The organism is Planomicrobium stackebrandtii (genome assembly GCF_030814955.1).
Classification (GTDB): domain Bacteria; phylum Bacillota; class Bacilli; order Bacillales_A; family Planococcaceae; genus Planococcus; species Planococcus stackebrandtii.
The window spans coordinates 105035-125306 of record NZ_JAUSWB010000004.1 but is presented as its reverse complement, the minus strand read 5'-3'; the positions used below and the strand labels follow the sequence as shown (position 1 = coordinate 125306).

The window sequence follows — 20272 nt, the reverse complement described above, 5'->3', positions numbered from 1 at the left end:
TCTTAACCTGCACTTTACAAAGAGAGTATGAAGAAGCATCTTTTGCTATTGAAGTGCAGACCACTCGCTGAAAACTTCGCCGGATCAATCTTACTGGGCGTTCCTGCAGAAACCGCAATCTGGTTTACTTTATTACTCTTTGAGGTGCGGTCTTTGCCCTTCGAGGTGCGGTTATCCCCCTTTGAGGTGCGGACTTTGCCCTTTGAGGTGCGGTTAACTCACTTTGAGGTGCGGACTTTGCCTTTTGAGGTGCGGTCGCCCGATATTTGGACAGAAAAAAGACAGCCATCCCGGAAGGAAAGGCTGTCTTTTTTAATTGGACCGCGTCAATCTGCGGCTGCGGCCGTCGTATGGCAATTTAGCTTTAGAACGATTTTCTTTTTCTTCGATTTCACGCACACGGTTCTCAATCGCTGCTGAAACCAATCCAAGAACTGTACCAAAAGCCGCGCCGGCAACTACTTCAACCGGCTGATGGCCAAGAAGTTCCTTTAGATCCTTTTCGCGTTCAATAAATTCAAAACTCGGGAATTCTCCAGAGAATTTTACAAAGCTGTCTTCCAGGTCATTAACCAATCGTGCAATCTCTCCAGTATGGCGGCGAATGCCTTGCGCATCATACATGACGATTACGCCAAAAACAATGGCCAATGCTGTTTCCGTGTGGCGCGCCCCTTTATTGGCGGCGACATATGAAGCCAGTGCAGATACTCCTGCTGAGTGGGAACTCGGCATTCCACCTGTTGTAAAGGCTTGTTTCCAATCCCAGTTTCCTGTCACTGTTTTATGGGTGACAATTTTTAATGCCTGAGCCACGCCAATTGCACTTAATGAGGTAATCATTCCCCGGTTCATCTTTCTCATCTGCTCATCCTCCAGTTTCAACTTGGCAACTAAGCAGTTGCCGTTCAATATACTTCTTTACCCATTATCGCCGAATATTATGTAAGGATATACTAAATTCTTTCTTCAAAATCATCTTATTTCACTTAACCTTCTTGGCCACAGCAGTTACTGCTGATAAATACCTGAATTTCATGTATATTAATAGCTAATCCAGCAAAACACAAGTTGCCATCAATCGTTTAAACGAGGTGTCGTTTTCATGCCAAAGAAAATCGATTTCCATCTTGTCTTGCTCATAATTCTTGTTTTGTTTATAGGAGTTCTAATTTTTTATAAAATTCCTGCCAACGGCTATTTTTTCCTAGCAGCTGGTGGCGATGCCTCCAATCAATACGTCCATTTTTTCAATTTGTTCCATGATCTCATCAGAACGGGCGTGTTGCCGTTTTGGTCCTGGAATTATGGCCCTGGCGGCAGCTTCTGGAATGATTTTGGCTACTATATGCTCGGCGATATTTTTTTATGGCCATTGCTGCTGTTGCCAAAAGCCTGGTTTCCCGGATCATTTGTTCCAATGACACTCTTCAAAATCCTCCTGATTTGTGCAGGAACATACTTGTTGTTGAAGAAACTCGGCATTAACCGGAATATTGCTTTGGTGGCTGGCATTGCCAACGGCTTTGCTTTGTTCAATTTCGATCATTTTTATACCCATTACTTTTTCATCAATGCCACGGTGTATTTTCCGTTCATCCTGCTGGGCTATGAGCGTTTTTTGACGCAGCATAAGCCCGTCCTGCTGTTCAGCGTTCTGGTGCTTGCCAGCATCAGCAATTTCTATTTTTTGTTTATGATCACGCTTGGATTGATTTTTTACAGCCTGTTCCGGTATTTCACCGCAGCAAATACTCTTAAAACCGGTAAAGCATTTCTGCATTTTCACCTTCGGTTATCGCTTCTTTACTTGCTCGCTCTTGGCACTGCAATGATCATTTTCCTGCCATCCGTTCTAAGCCTGTTTGGATCCAGTGCACTGGAACGTGCCCCGCAGCCTATGGCCGATTTAGTTTTGGGTCCCGATGAGTTGACCCGCAAACTTCTGTGGGAAGGCGGCATGCATTTTTTGCCCCTCTTGGCCATTCCGCTTTTTTTCATCAATGGCTCCAAAAATCGATTTTGGCTCTATGGGACTGCAGCAAGTTTACTGATTGGCATATTGATGGTTGGGTATATCCATTTGCTTGTTGGCGGTTTTAGTTCTCCATTTGAATTCAGGGCTTTTTTCATCTTTAATCTCTTTTTTATCATTCTCGCCGCCCGTGCATTCAATGACACTTCCTTTAAAAAATCAAAAAATGCTTTTCTTTTGATTTCCTTGTCGCTCCTCCTTTATTTTTGGCTCGATGCCAACCCGTTTACCCATTATGCAGAATGGATCAAATTACTGCCTGCAGCATTTGCCATTTTGTTTATTGCAGGGCAGTTTTCTGAAAAGGCACAGGTGAAAAGTCTATTGCTGTCTTTTGCGGCTGTATCAGCTATAGCCTACAGTTTCCTGCTTCCGCATAGCCTGATGACTGATTTGATAGCTAAATCAGATGGAGAAAAACTCACGGACACCCACAAAGGAGTGTGGGGCGTACTAAGCCTGATGGATAAAGAACATTACCAGACCCGTTATAATAATGAAGAAATAAAAACGGGGCTTGCAGCTATTCAAAATGATGCCGGCCTTTACCGGATCAACATCAATTACCCCGGCATCCTTGGACCTAATGCCTCTATGAGCTATGGCTATCGATCTTATGTAGCGTATCAGTCCTTAATGGATTGGGACCTGCAAAAGTTTGAGATGGACTATTTAACAACAGCCAGCAGCCGTCGACTGAATGTCACCCAAGGATTTCCATCCAGCACATTTATAAATACACTGCTGAATAATAAATACAATGTCACTTTTGCTGAACCCTACAACACATATGGCTACGAAAAGGTCTATGAAAATGAAAACATCTCTATCGAAGAAAATCAGTTTTTTCTTCCGATTGGCTTCCTATATGAATCTGCTATGCCGATATCCGCTTTGAACGGGCCAATGGATCCGCTGATTGATGAACGCATGCTGCGAAACGCCATACTGCCGGATGACTATTTCGAAGCAGCTGGGTTAGCACCTGAAGAGTCCACTGTGTCCCGAACAATCGGCACTCTGGCAGACGCCGCTTTTGATGATAATACTCTCGTTGAAGACCGAGCAGACGGGGTCTGGATAGCATCCCAAACACCGATCGAAATCACCATTCCCGTTCAGACGCACTCACTTTCTGAGTTGACTGTTTTTGCCGACATTCTTCCCTACACAGAAAATAACGGCTTAACGATACAAGCCGCTAATAATCTGGGAGCAAGCTTTGCCCTTGAAAAAAATATGCGTTCTAATCGCTACGAAATTGACCAATATACTTACAGCCATGCGAAAAACCAAGTCTTGTTCCGTTTTGGAATGGATTTAGATACTGAAACTATTCAATTAACCATTCAGCCCGGGGAATTTTTGCTCAAAGATATTCAAGTAATTGCAGCCGATTACGGAGCCTACGAAGAGATTATCCGTGGTTACCAGGACAACAGCCTAAAGGGCATCAGCTACGGCAATAATTATGTAACAGGACAATATTCATCTGAAGAGGATGCCGTTTTATTTTTATCGATCCCTTACTCACCCGGCTGGAAAGCGAGCATTGACGGACAGCCCGTCGATACATTTCCGGTTCACTCTGCCTACACAGGCATACTTGCCCCTTCCGGAAATCACGCTGTTGCGTTAAAATATAGACCGGAAGGATTCACAGCTGGATTTTTGATTTCTCTTCTGAGTTTTCTGGGAGCCGTTTCCCTATATATCCAAAACCGTGGATTTATCAAATACAAGACCCTATTGCACAGAAATATTATTTTGCAAATCATTAATTATTTTTTAAAGTAAGATCGGAGAATTCAATGAAGAAATTGTTATCAAAAGACTGGCGCAGCATACTCATGTATTTAATCATGGGTGGTTTTACCACTGCCGTCAACATTGCTGTCTACTGGATCTGCGAAGAGCTGTTCCATCTGGATTACCGCATTTCGACAACCATCGCCTGGCTCTTCGCCGTCGTTTTTGCTTTTTTCGTCAACAAGCGCTATGTCTTTAAAAGTGTCACCACCAATTGGCGCGACCGCTTTGCGGAGATGGGATCTTTTTTCGGATTCCGTGTGCTGTCCTTTTTTATGGATTTGGGTACGATGATGATATTGGTTGGATTGCTAAGCATGAATGGTACAATCTCCAAAATATTGGCCAATGTTATCGTACTGGTTGCCAATTACATTTTCAGCAAGAAATTCATCTTCAAAGACCGTAATGCTCCCATTGCGGAAAAAGCTCAGTAACAATCAAAAATACCGGACAAGGGTTTTCCTTGTCCGGTATTTTCAGCGTTCTTTATAAATTTTCATAAATCCGAAGCGCTTTACTTCCATGTCCATAATTTTCGGCAGCCTGTACAGATAGAGTGAAAGCACAAAAGTCCAGAGCTGTAAGGTGAATATAATAAGACGTTCGACAAGTCCAGCATACGGCAACTCATTATTCAAGACAATCGGGGTTGCTACTCCGGCCAAGACGATAACGATTGCACAGACAAGCGTAAACAAACCGATAGCCCAAAAGTTTTTAGTCAGCCATAGTCCGTAGCCAATGGCAAATAATGCACCCACCGTTGTAATCACCACAATGGCTGTTATCGCCAAATGCATGAAGTTGCCAAAAGTCAGTACTTCACCCCCTTGCTCCAATGGAAAGAGGCCATAGCCAATCAGCGATGCCGCATGCATGACCAGCAGCAGAATAGCTCCAAACTGAGCAATTCGGTTGACTTGATGTTTTCGGAATAGCACGTAGACAATCACTGAAAAAATGACCGCAAGGATTCCGTAGCCAGTTGTTAAAAACCTTAGCATTTCGGCGTCAGGTGCTCCATTGCCTGTCAGTTCGCTGATTGTCTGCCGCACATGGCTGTAGCCATCCCATAATATGCCGCCCATAATGACGTGGACTATGTAAATCAGTGCACTGATTGCCCCACTCAATACTCCTATTTGCCAATAGCTTTTCTGCCGCAGCTCGACCATGCTTTCACCCGCCTATTAGTTTTCTGAACATTCTGTTATTATATAGGTTATTTAAAAAGACTTCCACATTTCAAAAGCCTTAATTTATCTAACATCGTGAAAAAGCCGCGAATTGCTTCGCGGCTTTTTCTTAGTTTTTCAGCGCTTTTTTGGCATTGACTCGGCCATGCCCGTAAACATCGTCACGCCCGGCTTTTCCTAAATCATCCGACGATGAAAAAATCAGCTTTTCAATTTCTTTGTTGCTGAGGGACGGCTGGTCGGCTTTGATCAATGCGGCCACACCAGAAACAATCGGCGCTGCCATTGACGTGCCGCTCAGTGGGCCAAAAAGATTGTTCGGCAAAGAGGAGTAGACTTCCGTTCCCGGAGCTGTAACATCAATGGACGGCCCTTTATTGGAAAATAATGAACTGGTGTCATTGTTTGTTACAGCACCGACAGAAATGACATTGGCCAGGGAAGATGGGTAATGTGCGCTGCGCGTTCCGTCATTTCCTGCGGCTGCCACAATAACGATGCCTTCTTTATGTGCTTGCTGTATTGCCTGATCCAGTGCTTTGCTGTAATAATAAGAACCTAAACTCATGTTGATAATATCGACATTTGACGCTATAGCGTGTTCGATGCCATGAATCAAATCGGAAGTATAAGCAAATCCGCCATCGTCAAACACATCGATCGGCATGATTTTCGTATGCGGCGCAACTCCCGCACCCCATATACCGTTGTCTGCTGAACCCGCTATCAGGCCTGCAACATGCGTACCGTGGAAGCCAGGGCTGATGGTTCCTGCCTGCTTATTAAGCGCATCGTACGGGGCAATAAACTGATTAGCCAGTTCGGCATGCAGCAGATCCATTCCATCATCGATCACTGCAACTACCACGTCAGCTGATCCTTTTGTCTGCTTCCAAGCAGCAGCCGTTCCAACTTTTTTATGATGGTATTGAAGTTTGGCAAATTCCGGATCATTTGGTGTATAAGCCAGCTCAATGCGGTAATCCGGCTCGACAAATTCCACATCCCCTTTTGCTTTCAGCTCTTGCATAAAAGAAGCCGCAGTTTTGCCTGCAGGCACCTCAAGTGCAGCCATATCCGTCTCGTTATTCAGATTGGCTGACTGAGCTTCAGCGGCTGCAGACTGAGAATTTTCCTTGTATTTCACTATGACCTGCTGAGGACCTTCTTCCGCAAAAACTCTATTTTCATTGGCTGTGAAAACCGTGAAGAGCAGCGGCAAAACAAGAAAAAGACTTATTGTTTTCTTCATGGCAAGGCTCCTATTCCTTTGATTTTAAAGTCACAATATTACGTCTAATCAGATATTTTTAATAAGTATAAACCCAAAAGAATAATTTTTCCAGTCTATATCAAAAAAATCCCGCCTGCAATCAATTTAATGATTGTAGGCGGGATGGAGTTGAATTAGCTTAAGCTCTGAGAAGATACCTCCACAGGATGAACGGCTTCGTGCAGCAAGCCTTCCAGTTCAGCGCGATAATCTGCCACCTGCTCATCAGTCCAGCCAAGCACCTTGCCCATATAAGCGATGGTTGATTCTTTATATGCTTGCACCCAATGGATGTCGAAATACAAAGCACCCGTACGGCGAATAAAGAAATCGATCGGCTTGTATGATGCTTCGTATTCCATTGAATAGCGCAGCATCGCGTAAACCAGTTGATTCAGCCCGGCACGTGCCGCTTCTTCTAATCCGGTTGTATAGAAGTGAAGAACCTTGTCCACGTTTGCCCCGTAACGATTGACAAGCATGCGCATAGTATCAGGAGCCAGCCCCATGCCTCTCGATTGATGGATACGGTCCGCCATGAACGTTTCAAAACCTTTCGATCCACCCACTTCGCCGCCCGAAATCGGCAAACGCTTGGTCGAGCTTTTCGGGTAGTTGACTCCTTGTTCTTTCTTCAATTGCTCTGCCACCAGATTGATGATGTGTTCGCCCATTTTACGGTAGCCGGTCAATTTGCCGCCCGCAATTGAAATCAAACCGGAATCCGATACAAAGATTTCGTCTTTCCGTGAAATCTCGGATGGGTCCTTGCCTTCTTCGTGGATCAACGGACGCAAACCAGCCCAACTGGATTCGATATCTTTTTCTGTAATTGCCACTTCAGGGAACATAAAGTCGATGGCTTTAAGGACGTAGTTGCGGTCCTCCAGCGTCATCGTCGGATGTGCGATGTCCTGCTTGTAAACCGTATCTGTCGTACCTACATAAACTTTGCCTTCACGCGGAATGGCAAATGCCATCCGGCCGTCCGGCATGTCAAAATAGATCGCTTGCTTTAATGGGAAGCGAAGGCCATCAAAGACCAAGTGAATGCCTTTTGTCAGCTGAAGCGTCTTGCCAAATTTGGAATGGTCTTTGTCACGCAATGTATCAACCCATGGCCCTGCTGCATTGACGATTTTTTTCGCATACAGCTCGTGGATCGTTCCGTCAATTTGGTCTTCCATCTGAACTCCGACAGTCTTGCCATTATCGTAAATAAAGCTTTTCACTTTTGCATAGTTCATTGCCAAAGCGCCTTTTTCAACTGCTTTTTTCATGACTTCCATCGTCAGGCGTGCGTCGTCGGTTTTGTATTCCACATAATAGCCGCCGCCTCGAATATCTTTTTTCTTTAATAAAGGCTCGCGGCGCAGGGTTTCTTCTTTGCTCAACATTTTGCGGCGCTCGCCTTTTTTGACGCCAGCCAAAAAGTCATAAACACGCAGGCCGACATTGGTGCTGAGCGGCCCAAACGTTCCGCCTTTATAAAACGGCAGCAACATCCATTCTGGAGTCGTCACATGCGGTCCATTTTCATAAACGATTTCGCGTTCTTTGCCGACTTCGGCGACCATTCTTATCTCAAATTGCTTCAGGTAGCGCAAACCGCCGTGCACCAATTTGGTCGAACGGCTGCTTGTACCTGCCGCAAAATCCTGCATTTCCACAACAGCAACATTCATGCCGCGCACTGCTCCATCAAGTGCGATGCCCGCACCTGTAATTCCGCCCCCAATAACAAGGACATCCAATTGCGTTTGTTTCATGTGTTCGTAGCGTTCGGTTCTGTTTAAGCTTGAAAATTTCATAAGTTGATCTGCTCCTTTTTTGTCTGTGGATGGAATAAATATGGAAAGACTGCATAAAGAAAACTGATTTGCTCCTGCATTAGTACCCTATTTTGCAAAGCACTAAGCTGATTTTTTTCACCCAAAGCGGTGTAAAACTATGTTCTTACTCAACCCATACAGCCGTTTCTCCATATAAAAAGAGAGATCCAGGCACAGCTGCAGAATTTCTTCTGCACATCTGGCTTGGTCTCTCATAGTCTCCGGCCGTTTATCTCTCGATATTAACTTGTAGGTTATTTCACTGGTTTAAATGAACGTGTTGCTGCTACAGCGTTTTTCCAGCCTGCGTAAAGTGTTTCACTGTTTTCAGCTGGCATTTCGCTGGTAAAGGTTTTGTCGATTTTCCATTGCTGGGCAATTTCTTCTTTGTCTTTCCAGAATCCGACCGCAAGGCCTGCTAGATAAGCTGCACCAAGTGCCGTTGTTTCCTGGATCATCGGGCGTTCCACTGGAACATCCAGAATGTCGCTTTGGAACTGCATCAGCAAATCATTGCCGACTGCTCCGCCATCAACACGCAAAGTCTTTAATTCAATCCCTGCATCTTCTATCATAACATCTACAACGTCTTTTGTCTGATATGCGAGCGCCTCAAGCGTTGCACGGATGAAATGTGCTTTTGTTGTGCCGCGTGTCAGGCCGAAAACGGCACCGCGTGCATCGGTATCCCAGTAAGGTGTTCCAAGGCCGACAAATGCCGGAACCATGTAGACGCCTTCTGTTGACTCGACTTGCATCGCATAGTCTTCGCTTTCCGGTGCATTTTCAATGATTTGCAGACCGTCGCGCAGCCACTGGATTGCTGAACCGGCGACAAAAATGCTGCCTTCAAGTGCATATTCAACTTTTCCGTCAACACCCCAAGCAAGAGTCGTCAATAACCCGTGCTCTGATACAACGCCTTCTTCGCCGGTATTCATCAACATAAAGCAGCCTGTTCCGTAAGTATTTTTTGCCATGCCTTTTTCAAAGCAAGCCTGGCCGAACAATGCGGCCTGCTGGTCACCGGCCATACCGGCAATCGGCACTTCGTGGCCGAAGAAATGATAATTGATGGTATTGGCATAAACTTCCGACGACTGGCGTACTTCAGGCAGCATGCTCTTCGGCACTGTCAGGATGTCCAACAGCTCCTGATCCCATTCCAAATCATAAATGTTGTACATCAAGGTACGGGATGCATTGCTGTAATCTGTCACATGCGCTGCGCCGCCTGATAGCTTATAAACAAGCCATGAATCGATCGTCCCGAACATCAAGTCGCCATTGTCTGCTTTTTCGCGCGCTCCTTCAACATTGTCCAAAATCCATTTTACTTTTGTTCCAGAGAAGTAAGCATCGATCAGCAAGCCTGTTTTCTTGCGGAACAATTCGTTCAAGCCCTGCTCTTTCAAGTCGTTGCAAATGCCGTCTGTTTGGCGCGACTGCCATACGATCGCTTTGTAGATCGGTTTGCCTGTGTTGCGGTCCCAAACGACTGTCGTTTCACGCTGGTTGGTGATGCCGATGCCGGCAATTTGGATCGGATCGACATCCGATTTGCGCAGCACTTCTGCGATACAGGCTAAAACAGATGTCCAGATTTCATTGGCATCATGCTCTACCCAGCCCGGTTTCGGGAAAAACTGCTGGAACTCCTGTTGGGCTGTTTCAAAAATTTCACCTTTATGGTTCAATAATACGGCACGTGAACTTGTAGTGCCCTGGTCTATGGATAAAATATAATCTTTAGTCAAAACAATCTCCTCCAATGGGTTATGAAACGATTTTTTCTTCTAATTTATCAGCGGTTGTCCGCTCTTTTCTCAATTCTACACTTGCTGCCCCGAATAAAACCAGGATCAAGGCGGCGCTCATGATCCAAAACGGCAAATCGTATGCTCCGGTGAACAGCGCTTTATAAAATAATGCTCCGTAAACACCGCCAAAAACAGGTCCGACAATCGGCACCCAGGCGTATGACCAGTCTGATTTCCCTTTACCTGGAATCGGAAGCAAGGCGTGTGCAATGCGAGGTCCAAGGTCACGCGCCGGATTGATGGCATAGCCGGTTGTACCGCCAAGCGACATCCCGATTGCCATAATCAATGCACCGACAATCAATGGATTCAAGCCTTCTGTAAATTCGTTAGCTCCGATAAACAGCAAGCCCATGACCAAAACTGCAGTCCCGATGATTTCACTGACCAAGTTCGAGAATGGACGGCGGATGGCAGGAATTGTTGCAAATACTGCCAGTTTCGTTTCTGCATCTTCGGTCTGCTTCCAATGCGGCAAATAATTGAAAAAGACAATGGCCGCACCGATGATTGCACCAATAATCTGTGCTGCGATATAGACCGGCACTTTTGCCCAAGGAAAATCGCCTACGGCTGCAAACCCGAGTGTGACTGCCGGATTCAAATGCGCTCCTGAAAAACTGCCTACTGCGTAAACACCCATCGTTACGGCCAATCCCCATGCAATCGTAATAACGATCCAGCCGCTGTTCTCAGCTTTCGAATCTTTTAGTACTACCCCTGCTACGACGCCAGCACCAAAAATAATCAAAATCATGGTGCCGACTAATTCTGCTAAAAATTCCGTCATTGTAAAGAACCCCTTTGTATTTCGGCTTTGAACTGTTTTAGAAAAACGCAAAAAGACCCACGCTGAACCGAGCCGCTTCTCCGCGAGAAGCGCTCATTTCAGTGTGGGTCTCCATTTCTCCAACACAGCTCTTAACTTGTAAATACTAAGTTACCAGTTTATGAAAACGCTGTCAACAATTTATATTTCCCATAGTTCGGGCTGAGAGGTTGAAATGGCTTTAGCCCCGCCATCGTATGCCAATTGAATATCTTCTTTTGTCCGGATCAGTCCGCCTGCAATGACCGGGATGCCTGTTTTATCAAAAACTTCCTTGATGACCGACGGGATGATCCCTGGCAGAATTTCGATATAATCCGGAGTGACCTGATTGATCAGCTTAATGTTATGCTCAAGCGCCTGGCTGTCCAACAGGAAAAGGCGCTGAATCGTCAGCAAATTATTTTTCTTAGCCAAAGCGATAACATTGCTGCGTGTCGACACGATGCCATCCGGCTTGACTTCCCTTACCAAATACTCAAATCCATAGGCATCTGTCTTCAGTCCCTGAATCAAATCCACGTGAAGGATGACTTTCTTTTTGGCTTTTTTTGCTGCCTGTACTAACTGTTTCAGCTGAGCCAGCCGAATCTCCAAAAAAATGATGTATTCGTGATCGCTGTCGAGCAAGCGTTCAAATTCTTTCATATTGCGCAAAACTGGCAAAACACCGTTTAACTCATGCACCGGTTTTCCTCCTCAAATTATTCCATGCCCTTTACTGAGCATTATCCGCCCAAACCGCTTCCCATTCAAAGATTTCGTATTTCCTGGCACCTTCTGCAATATATGGATCCTTTTTCACCAAAGCTTCGCATGCTCCGAATGATTCAGCCCGGTAAATGACCAATCCGCCGGAACCATCCGCAAATTTGCCATTGGCTGCTACCTGGCCGTTATTGCGTTTGTCTTCCAAATACGCCAAATGCTGCGGCCGAAACTCCCGGCTTTTATCAGCGTCTTTCATGGGCAGTAATACCGCAAAATATTTCATGAATACGCCTCCCTTTTTCTTTATTATAGTGAGCGGGCATCAAAAAGTCTTTGATTGCCCTGAGTTCTTTAAAAATTAGAGTGGAATTTACCATTTTATTGGATATACTGTCCAAACTTCTTGAAATACTGTCCAAACTGAATAAATACAGTCTAAACTGGCGAAATACTGTCCTTTCAGCAGCATTTACTGTCCAAACACCTTTCCCAACCTTGTGAAACAGGGTAAACTGGAACTAACTTACATCATCCATAAGGAGCTGGTTGGCTGTGCAGATGACAAAAAAAGGACCTGTTTATCAATTGACGTTCATGCCCAGATTCTTTCCCGTAAATTGCTATGTAATTGATGAAGAAACGGAACTGACTTTGATTGACGCTGCTTTAGGATTTAATGCCAAACAGATTTTATTATCGATCAAGGTGATGAAAAAGCCGCTGACCCAAATCATCATCACCCATGCCCACGGCGACCATATGGGTGCGCTCGATGCCATCAAGCGTGAGTGGCCGGATGCTGTTGTCAGCATATCGGCGCGTGATGCGCGTCTGCTTGCCGGTGACACGAGTCTGTTGCCAGATGAACCTGATTCACCGATCAAAGGCGGAGTTCCCAAAAACATTAAAACGCAGCCCGACCGTTTGCTCGAAGAAGGCGATCAGGTCGGTTCCCTGAAAGTTGTCAGTACGCCTGGACACACGCCCGGCTCTATTTCCTTATTGGATTCACGCAACCAATTCCTGATTGCTGGGGATGCCCTCCAGACACGCGGTGGCATCGCTGTCTCTGGAACATTTAAAGTATTTTTTCCGTTTCCGGCTTTTGCAACATGGAACAAACAGGAAGCTCTTAAAAGCGCCCATAAAATTCGCCGGCTAAATCCGCAGCTGCTGGCGGTCGGCCATGGTGAAATGATTAATAAGCCGATGGATTCCATCGATTTGGCAATCTTTGAAAGTGAAAAAAATCTCCAATAGGATGCTCCCAACAACGAACAGACTAAAACCCGTTTGCCAGAAATTCACTGGCAAACGGGTTTCTTATTTTACTTCTTTGCGTCCCACTCTCATTAGCATGACCGGCCTCGGCTCATCCAGTACTTCATCCACCTGCCGCGTCTTTTGAAAGCCTGTTTTTTCGTAGGCACGGATTGCGACGGTATTCCGAATGTCCGGATCCGTGACGCAAAAGAGGGTTTTAGAATCCGCAAAGATGATTTCTTTCAGAAATTTATGGAGAACTTTGGAACCCAGCCCTTTGTTCCGGTAGTTTTTAGCGCCAATCAGCACATCCAGCCCTGCCGCTTTGTGCAGCTCCTCGTACTTTTCACAGCCCGGATAATCGCTCCAATGGTAAGTTTGGATGTAACCAATCGGTGTTTCTTCGTAATAAATGACATAGGGCCTTGTCGGATCCTTGCCCTTGATGCTATCCGTGAATTCCTGTACAAACTGGCCATATGTGCCACCTTGTGCATAGCCCCAAAACCGGGTGGCTGGCGGTTCTTTTGTAATCCATTCATAAAGCTGCGGCAAATGCTCGCGCCGCAATCGCCGAAAGCTGACGTTCCCGATATCTAACCCCATCAAAACACTCCTTTCTTAATCTTTGTTGAATAAGAAAACCGCTATCCGTTATTCGATTGAATAAACAAAAGCGGCAGCACGTTACGGATTTTCTGATTTATCAACAGGTGTTTTCAGTATGCTATCCAGATCTTCGATTGGCAACGAAAAAATAGTTTCCACCGGTGCGTAATTTCCAGCTAAGCGGCCGATGGGTGCAAGCTTTTCCAAATTGATGCGGCCATTTTGATACAGCTCATCTTTAATATGAAATTTTACGAGCTTGCCAATTATTAAATGATCATCGCCCAATTGAATGATGTCATGCAATTTGCATTCCATATTGATGGGTGCCTCCAAAACGCGCGGTACGGAAATTTCAATGGACTCTGCTGCTGTCAACCCCGCATACTCAAACTCATCAATTTCTCTGGCGATATGTTCACCGCTTTTTGCCATCTCATTTGCTAGTGGCGCTGTCACGATATTAACGACAAATTCTTTGTTTTCACGAATGTTTTGCAATGTGTCCTTGACCGTACCTTCACGTTCCTCGACCCCTTCACCTACAGAAAACGCCAGCATCGGCGGATTGCGCGATACCACTGTAAAAAAACTAAAAGGCGCTAAATTGGCTATGCCATCCGTCGACATAGTGGATACCCAGGCAATCGGCCTCGGCACAACACTTCCAATCAATAGTTTGTAATTTTGCTTTGCAGTCATGTTCAATGGATCTATGATCATCTTTTCCAACCACCCCTTCACCTTGTGAGCCATAAACCTTCTTCCTATTCTTTTTCCCTTTTCAAACCTTTCCGAATCAGTTTTCTGCAACAAATATTCGTATTGAAAAGACTGCTGATTTGGACAGTGCAAAGCGATTGCGCCGGCACCGAGGCAGCTGCGCTAAAAATAATGGCAGAATTCCCTACTCGCCACTGGCTTTCGAAGTCAGAGGATAACAAGTTGTCACTCTTAAGTTCAATCTTCACCCACATCTTCTACTGAAACAAATTGAATTTCTTCAAGGAAAGACTGACAGACACTACAGATGAATATCGGAAAAATCAAATCAATGAAACTTGATGTCCTTAATTTCAGAAACAGCGAAACTCACGGCCTCCACAAAAACGCCCTATTTTTTCCAAACAAAGTTTGATATTATTAGAAATGGAATTTACATACCAAATTTGAGTGAAATCATCGCAATAGACTAGGAGCCGATTGAAATGCCCGAAGAATTTCTATTGAAATTGAAATTGATCATTAAACCACAATGGAAAACCGCTTTTCTTTCAGCCGTGATCATCGGGTTTTTATGCCACATGTTTGTTTTCACTAATATCCTTCCCAACCATGACAGTCTCGTCAATGTGCATAGCCCCCAGCTGAAAGGGAGTTCTGGCCGGTTTTTCCTGTCTCCTTTCAGCGGAATCAGCTCTTATTTCGACTTGCCATGGATCAATGGAACGCTTTCTATTCTTTACTTAGCGTTGATTGCCGTAATTTTGATAGAACTGTTTCAATTGAACAAAACCTTTTCTATAGTGGCAGTTAGCGGTTTAATCGTCACATTCCCGACCATTGCGTCTATCTTCTCGTATATGTTTACTGCAGACGGCTATATTTTCGGCTCTTTGCTCACCATGCTGGCTTTGCTTATCACCAAAAAGTACAAATACGGCTTCCTTCCAGGCTCTGTCATTTTTTATTTGGGAATAGGTGTCTACCAGGCAAACCTCCCCTTCTTATCAACCGTGATGATCGTTTTTTTGATCAGTGAAATTCTTGGCAACAAGATTTCCTTCGGGCAATTAAAAAGCTACATCTTCCGCTTCTTTGGTTTGGGAGCCATCGGAATGGCGATGTACGCGGTCAACTTCAAATTCTATTCCAGCTTTTTTGCCGGCAATATCACAAGCTATCAAGGCTTGGACTCCGTCGGCGAAAGCGGCGGTTCCATTTTTGAACGCTTCAAGCAAGTAAATGATTCTTTCTCTTTTTTCTTTTTCCGTGGATTCAATACAGACTCCCCGATTAATTTATTTGAATGGCTGAATGCCGCTGTTTTTCTGCTGATTGCCGTCGGCTTCGTGCTGCTGCTGATCCAGAACCGCATCTTTACTAGTATTCGGATGACTTTGATTTCCCTGGCATTGCTATTGCTGATGCCTCTGTCTGCCTATATGCTGTATTTCGTTTCACCCGATGTCGTCTATCATATGCTAATGGTGTTCGCTCTTGTCACCTTCTATATGCTGCCGGTGCTATTTTATGAGCATCTGACCCTCCCTACCATCGCTGCTAAAACATTTTCTTGGATGTCTTTAGTGATTGTCTTTGCCGTAGTATTCAACTTCGCTCTTATCTCAAACATTTCTTACTTGAATATGGAATTGAAATATGAAAAATCAACAGCCTTCGTTAACCGTCTGATCAGCAGAGTGGAACAAACTGAAGGTGTGACAGCCGAATCAAAACTGGCATTAATCGGACGTGTGCAATTGGACTCGCCGTTGAGCACAGAGAAGATTCCCGACAACATCCCAAGAATGACGGGACCTTTGGGGCAAAGCATCGTCCCACTCCCTTACCATTACAGCGCCTTAATGAAAAACTATTTTGGTGTTAAATATGATTTCATTTCTGAGCAGGAACGCCAGGAAATTGCAGCTACAGTATGGTTTGAAGAGATGGAGGCATGGCCATCGCCGAATGCCGTTCGCGTAATCGACGATGTTGTCGTGGTGAAGCTCCGGGACTAAGAAAACAGCAGGCACGGAATGATCCGTTGTCTGATGTTTTCTTTTTTTATGCAATCAATTACCTATCTCATTGCATAATTTAAGCATATAATGAGGGTAAATAGAATGGGGGAATCAGCATGGACACGGAGCAAAAACTGAAGCAATGGCAACAGGCAGGTTTGCTGGACCAAGAAACAGCAGAGCAGATTTTAGCCTTTGAAAAGCGGCAGCCCGCCCCTAAAAAGCTGCCGCTGCTGTTGATGATTGGCTTGATTTTCTTTTCTCTGGCGATTTTCAGTTTTATTGCCGCCAATTGGCAGGCAATACCGGATCTCGCAAAAGTACTGCTAATGCTGGCTTTGATGTGGCTTTTCTACAGCATCGCTCATTTCTCAGAGAAAAAAACTTTTGGATCGCCACTGCTCTTTAGGGTGATTGGCCTAGCGATGTTTGGTGCGACTTTACTGGTTGCAGCACAGACTTTTCATTTTCCATTGGCAAATTCCGCTTTGCCATGGGCGATGTTTCTTGCAGCGCTTGCCCATTTCTTTTATTGGAAAAACCTCATTTACTCCGTCATCGGATTTCTCTTTGGCGCCGCTGTGCTGATATCATTTCTCCCTGACATCGGATGGCTGGAATGGGGTATCTTCATCGCCATTGCCATAGCGTGGTTTTACTTCAGCAAAAGCTTTGCACCAGTGGCATTCAGCTGGATACTGCTATTCGCTTCCGGGTTCATGCTATGGGGTCTCGTGGATTATGACAGCTCACTGTGGCCGATTTGGACCTTGTTCGCCCTTGTCCTGCTCCTGCTCATTGCACCTGAACACAAACAGCGGATGATTCGACCGCTTTATTTGCTGGCAGCAGGGATGTTGCTGGCAGCATATTTGGCGGTGCGCGGACAAACGTTTATCAGCATAATTGACGCAAGCCATATGGCAGAAGCCATCGCTTTAGCCATTGCCGGAGTTGGCGTTCTCGTACTTTGCTTTTTCAAATTCCGCTCCCTCATGTGGATTGCGATTGCCGGCTCCATTGGATTGCTGCTCTTTGATGAAACGGCAATCGGTCTGGCAGTAGTTGCCGAATTGTCCGCACTCGCATATCTGATTATTGCCCAGCGGCAAAATGAACCTTTGGGATTGGGCTTTGTCTACTTCATCGTTGTCCAGTTTGTTATTTACATCATTTATGCATGGGACCGGCTCGACATGTCCCTTTTCTTCTTAATCGGTGCGTTGCTGTTGTTCCTGTTGTCAGCTATAGCCTGGTGGATTAATCGCAGGAAAGAAGGTGTCAAGTTATGAAATCCTGGCTCTTTCCAATCATCCAAACCGCGGTTGTCGTAATTCTGCTTGTAAGTTATTACGCAGCTTCCTGGTTTGGCGAGCAATATGTTTTAAGAGCTGAACCCTTCGATCCATTCGATCCGTTCTATGGAGAATACGTCATGCTGCAATACCCAGATTTGCAAACGTCTTCCGTCACAGATGACAGTTCCGTGTACTTCACTTTGAAAAATGGCGATGATGGCTATGCCGTCATTGACCGAATCGATAACGAGTCCTTTTTCGGAGCTATCGAAGGATCTGTTTATGGCGGCAGCGTCACAGCTCCTCAACTGGAACAGTTTTATGTGGAGCAGGGGCTTGGCCCTCAATTAGAGTCGGCGCAAAACCTGCAAGTAACAATTGATGTCTCCAGCTGGGGCACTATTCGGCCCATCAACCTGCAAGAACGTTCGGAATAAGTCCATAAAAAAAGTTCAATCAGTTTTCTGATTGAACTTTTTTTATGGACTCATTATTATCATTCTGTCCCATAATACTGCGCATAGTCAGCATCTTTTTGGACTTTAATGTTATTGATCACCACTCCGAGCAAACGGGTTTTGGGTGAGGCTGTAATCGCTTCTTTTGCTCTGACGGCATGCTCTCGTTCTGTTTTCCCCGAGTTCACTACCAGAATAGTGCCTTCGCATTTGTTCGCTAAAATCACACTGTCCGCAACAGACAAAACAGGTGGCGTATCAAAGATCAGCAGATCATAAGCATCCAGTCCCTGTTCCAAAAGCAGGTCCATGCTATGGGAACTTAATAATTCTGCCGGATTCGGCGGAATTGGTCCACACGGCAAAAGATCCAGATTTTCAATTCCCGCTGACTGAATCGCTACTTTCAACGCAATCTGACTGGCCAGCACATTTGAAAGCCCACGGTGATTCGTAATTTTAAATGTGTCATGCATTGTTGGTTTTCTCATATCCGCATCAATGAAAAGCACACGCTTGCCTTCTTGAGCAAACACAATTGCCAAATTCGAAGCGGTAGTCGACTTGCCTTCAGAATGCGAGGCAGAAGTGATGGCCAATGACCGAATATCACCATCAGGAGAAGAAAAATGAATATTGGTCCGCAAGGTTCTGAACTGTTCAGACACCCGCGATTTCGGATTAGTAAATGCGATCAGTTTTCGATTTTTCACTTCCGGTTTGTTCTTTTTTTTCACCATTCATTTATGCCTCCCTGCGTTTAAAGGCAATCGGCTCATTTGCCGGGATGTCTTCTTCTTCGTTCATCGGTGAGATGGCTCCCAGTACAGGAATCCCCAGCACATCCTGTATATCTTTTTCTACTCTGAGCGTAGTATCCAAATAGCGCAAAATCATAGCGATAGCTGCTCCAATCAGCAGGCCGGCAATAGCACCCAGTAAAATATTCAGTGGAGGATTTGGCGATACCGGTGTCTGATTCTCCATGACCACAGCTGGTGACAGGATTGAAACGTTATCTGCATTCATTAATTCCAGAATTTCCACTTCGAAAATTTCGGCTGTACTGTTTGCAATCTCAACAGCCGCAGCAAGGTCTGCATCTGCCACTACCACGTTTAGCAACTGAGAGCTTTCTGCAATTTCCACAGTTATTTTTTCATTTAGCTCTTCATAGGACATTTCCAATCCTAATTGGCTGATCACTTGCTCAAGTATGATCGGACTTTTGATGATTTCGCTGTATGTACCGACCAACTGTAAATCTGTTTCAATACTTTCACTGTCAAAGCCGGTTTCGGCCTGTTGCTGACTGACCAAAAGCTGAGTAGATGTTTGATAAATGGGTGTTAGCATGTAATACGATATCAATGCTGCAACAATCATGAATGCGATGGTAATGGCCAAAATTAGCCGCATCCGATTCTTTAAGATCAAGTAAATTTCACGCAGACTGATGGTTTCTATCATTTCGCCATCCCTCCTTTCGATTAGAAATGTGCAAGTGCACGAAAGCATAAGTTTCGGATATCAACAAAACCTTCGGCTACTTGTTCTTCAATCAATCGGCTATGGGACATCAATCGAACCAATTGATGTCCCATGCTTTAACTTATGATCGCCTTCAGTAAAGCCCAGGCATCCAATGAAGGTTTCTTTTCGTTTAATAAGCATCTTTAGATCCAAATAGCACCAAAATAGTTTTTAAGATCAGTTTAATATCCATTATTGTATTGCGATTGCGGATATATTCCAAATCCATTTCGACCCATTCCTGAAAGCTGATATTGCTTCTTCCGTTAACCTGCCAAAAACAGGTCAAGCCCGGCGTTACACTAATACGCTGTTTTTCGTAGTTTGTGTACTGAGCCACTTCGTCAGGCAAAGCTGGCCTCGGCCCTACGATGCTCATATCGCCTTTCAGCACATTCACCAACTGCGGCAATTCGTCAATGCTGGTTCTTCTGATGAATTTTCCGATTTTAGTAATTCTTGGATCGCTTTTAATTTTAAACACTGGACCTGAGGCTTCATTTTGTTTTAGCAGTGATGCCTTTAAATCTTCCGCATTGCACACCATGGAACGAAATTTATACATATCAAAAGACTTGCCATGCTTGCCGACTCTTTTCTGCTTGAAGAATATCGGACCATTAGGGTCTTCCAATTTAATCAGCAAGCTGACTATCAAAAATAAGGGAATCAACATAACCAACCCCATTAGCGAACCGGCAATATCCAGAAAACGTTTCGTATATAAATACCAATTGCTGGTATTTGTCTTGACGCTTTCAAACACCATTTCGCGATATCTCGTATTAACATCGAGTTTTTCTTTTTCAGGAGCGGACACTGACATTTGAATCACCACTTTCATCTTAAATTCCAT

19 protein-coding genes are annotated in these 20272 nt (G+C 44.8%); 6 read left to right on the top strand and 13 right to left on the bottom strand.

The window, feature by feature from the left end:
- Positions 1 to 312: 312 nt before the first annotated feature.
- Entirely contained in the window at positions 313 to 864 is a 552-nt protein-coding gene (locus QOZ98_RS08490; protein ID WP_308787050.1) for a divergent PAP2 family protein, read from the bottom strand.
- A 241-nt stretch (positions 865 to 1105) separates the two neighbouring features.
- Between QOZ98_RS08490 and QOZ98_RS08485 the strand changes: the two genes are divergently transcribed.
- Both QOZ98_RS08485 and QOZ98_RS08480 read left to right on the top strand, forming a co-directional pair.
- A complete protein-coding gene (locus tag QOZ98_RS08485; protein ID WP_308787049.1) occupies positions 1106 to 3832 on the top strand; it encodes a YfhO family protein in 2727 nt (908 codons plus the stop codon).
- 14 nt (positions 3833 to 3846) lie between these two features.
- Entirely contained in the window at positions 3847 to 4281 is a 435-nt protein-coding gene (locus tag QOZ98_RS08480; RefSeq protein ID WP_308787048.1) for a GtrA family protein, read from the top strand.
- Positions 4282 to 4323: 42 nt separating this feature from the next.
- On the opposite strand, the gene QOZ98_RS08475 is transcribed toward QOZ98_RS08480, so the two are convergent.
- The 7 genes from QOZ98_RS08475 to QOZ98_RS08445 form a co-directional block, all read right to left on the bottom strand.
- Entirely contained in the window at positions 4324 to 5022 is a 699-nt protein-coding gene (locus QOZ98_RS08475; RefSeq protein ID WP_308787047.1) for a DUF998 domain-containing protein, read from the bottom strand.
- Positions 5023 to 5152: 130 nt separating this feature from the next.
- Positions 5153 to 6295 carry a S8 family peptidase gene (locus QOZ98_RS08470; RefSeq protein ID WP_308787046.1) on the bottom strand — a complete coding sequence of 381 codons (1143 nt, stop codon included), beginning with the start codon at positions 6293 to 6295 and terminating at the stop codon, positions 5153 to 5155.
- 155 nt (positions 6296 to 6450) lie between these two features.
- The gene (locus tag QOZ98_RS08465; protein WP_308787045.1) at positions 6451 to 8127 is read right to left on the bottom strand and encodes a glycerol-3-phosphate dehydrogenase/oxidase; all 1677 of its coding nucleotides are present in this window, start codon (positions 8125 to 8127) and stop codon (positions 6451 to 6453) included.
- 275 nt (positions 8128 to 8402) lie between these two features.
- Positions 8403 to 9905: a glycerol kinase GlpK gene (gene glpK / locus QOZ98_RS08460; protein WP_308787044.1), complete on the bottom strand. Its 1503-nt coding sequence runs from the start codon at positions 9903 to 9905 to the stop codon at positions 8403 to 8405.
- A 19-nt stretch (positions 9906 to 9924) separates the two neighbouring features.
- Positions 9925 to 10758 (bottom strand): MIP/aquaporin family protein, encoded by an 834-nt coding sequence (locus tag QOZ98_RS08455; RefSeq protein ID WP_308787043.1) that lies wholly within the window; start codon positions 10756 to 10758, stop codon positions 9925 to 9927.
- A 180-nt stretch (positions 10759 to 10938) separates the two neighbouring features.
- Positions 10939 to 11484 (bottom strand): glycerol-3-phosphate responsive antiterminator, encoded by a 546-nt coding sequence (locus QOZ98_RS08450; protein WP_142825959.1) that lies wholly within the window; start codon positions 11482 to 11484, stop codon positions 10939 to 10941.
- 31 nt (positions 11485 to 11515) lie between these two features.
- Complete coding sequence (locus QOZ98_RS08445) at positions 11516 to 11791, bottom strand: YciI family protein (protein WP_308787042.1); 276 nt, start codon at positions 11789 to 11791, stop codon at positions 11516 to 11518.
- A 269-nt stretch (positions 11792 to 12060) separates the two neighbouring features.
- On the opposite strand from QOZ98_RS08445, the gene QOZ98_RS08440 reads away from it, so the two are divergent.
- Positions 12061 to 12768: an MBL fold metallo-hydrolase gene (locus tag QOZ98_RS08440; protein ID WP_308787041.1), complete on the top strand. Its 708-nt coding sequence runs from the start codon at positions 12061 to 12063 to the stop codon at positions 12766 to 12768.
- A 63-nt stretch (positions 12769 to 12831) separates the two neighbouring features.
- Here QOZ98_RS08440 and QOZ98_RS08435 read toward each other — a convergent pair whose 3' ends face one another.
- Positions 12832 to 13377, bottom strand: a complete 546-nt coding sequence (locus QOZ98_RS08435) for a GNAT family N-acetyltransferase (RefSeq protein WP_308787040.1) — start codon at positions 13375 to 13377, stop codon at positions 12832 to 12834.
- 81 nt (positions 13378 to 13458) lie between these two features.
- Positions 13459 to 14136: a flavin reductase family protein gene (locus tag QOZ98_RS08430; protein WP_308787039.1), complete on the bottom strand. Its 678-nt coding sequence runs from the start codon at positions 14134 to 14136 to the stop codon at positions 13459 to 13461.
- Positions 14137 to 14588: 452 nt separating this feature from the next.
- Here QOZ98_RS08430 and QOZ98_RS08425 point away from each other — a divergent pair, with 452 nt between their 5' ends.
- The 3 genes from QOZ98_RS08425 (at position 14589) to QOZ98_RS08415 (ending at position 17862) form a co-directional block, all read left to right on the top strand.
- A complete protein-coding gene (locus tag QOZ98_RS08425) occupies positions 14589 to 16124 on the top strand; it encodes a glucosyltransferase domain-containing protein (protein WP_308787038.1) in 1536 nt (511 codons plus the stop codon).
- Positions 16125 to 16243: 119 nt separating this feature from the next.
- Entirely contained in the window at positions 16244 to 17419 is a 1176-nt protein-coding gene (locus QOZ98_RS08420) for a DUF2157 domain-containing protein (protein ID WP_308787037.1), read from the top strand.
- Positions 17416 to 17862, top strand: coding sequence for a GDYXXLXY domain-containing protein (locus QOZ98_RS08415; protein ID WP_308787036.1), 447 nt, complete (start codon positions 17416 to 17418; stop codon positions 17860 to 17862). Before QOZ98_RS08420 ends, QOZ98_RS08415 begins: the two co-directional genes overlap by 4 nt.
- Before the next feature lie 59 nt (positions 17863 to 17921).
- Here the strand turns inward: QOZ98_RS08415 and QOZ98_RS08410 are convergent, their stop codons facing one another.
- The 3 genes from QOZ98_RS08410 to QOZ98_RS08400 all read right to left on the bottom strand — a co-directional run bounded on the left by QOZ98_RS08410 (position 17922) and on the right by QOZ98_RS08400 (position 20260).
- Entirely contained in the window at positions 17922 to 18623 is a 702-nt protein-coding gene (locus QOZ98_RS08410; protein ID WP_308787035.1) for a CpsD/CapB family tyrosine-protein kinase, read from the bottom strand.
- 4 nt (positions 18624 to 18627) lie between these two features.
- On the bottom strand, positions 18628 to 19353 hold the full coding sequence (locus QOZ98_RS08405; protein WP_308787034.1) for a YveK family protein: 726 nt from the start codon (positions 19351 to 19353) through the stop codon (positions 18628 to 18630).
- 193 nt (positions 19354 to 19546) lie between these two features.
- Complete coding sequence (locus QOZ98_RS08400) at positions 19547 to 20260, bottom strand: sugar transferase (RefSeq protein WP_308787033.1); 714 nt, start codon at positions 20258 to 20260, stop codon at positions 19547 to 19549.
- Between the last annotated feature and the right edge of the window lie 12 nt (positions 20261 to 20272).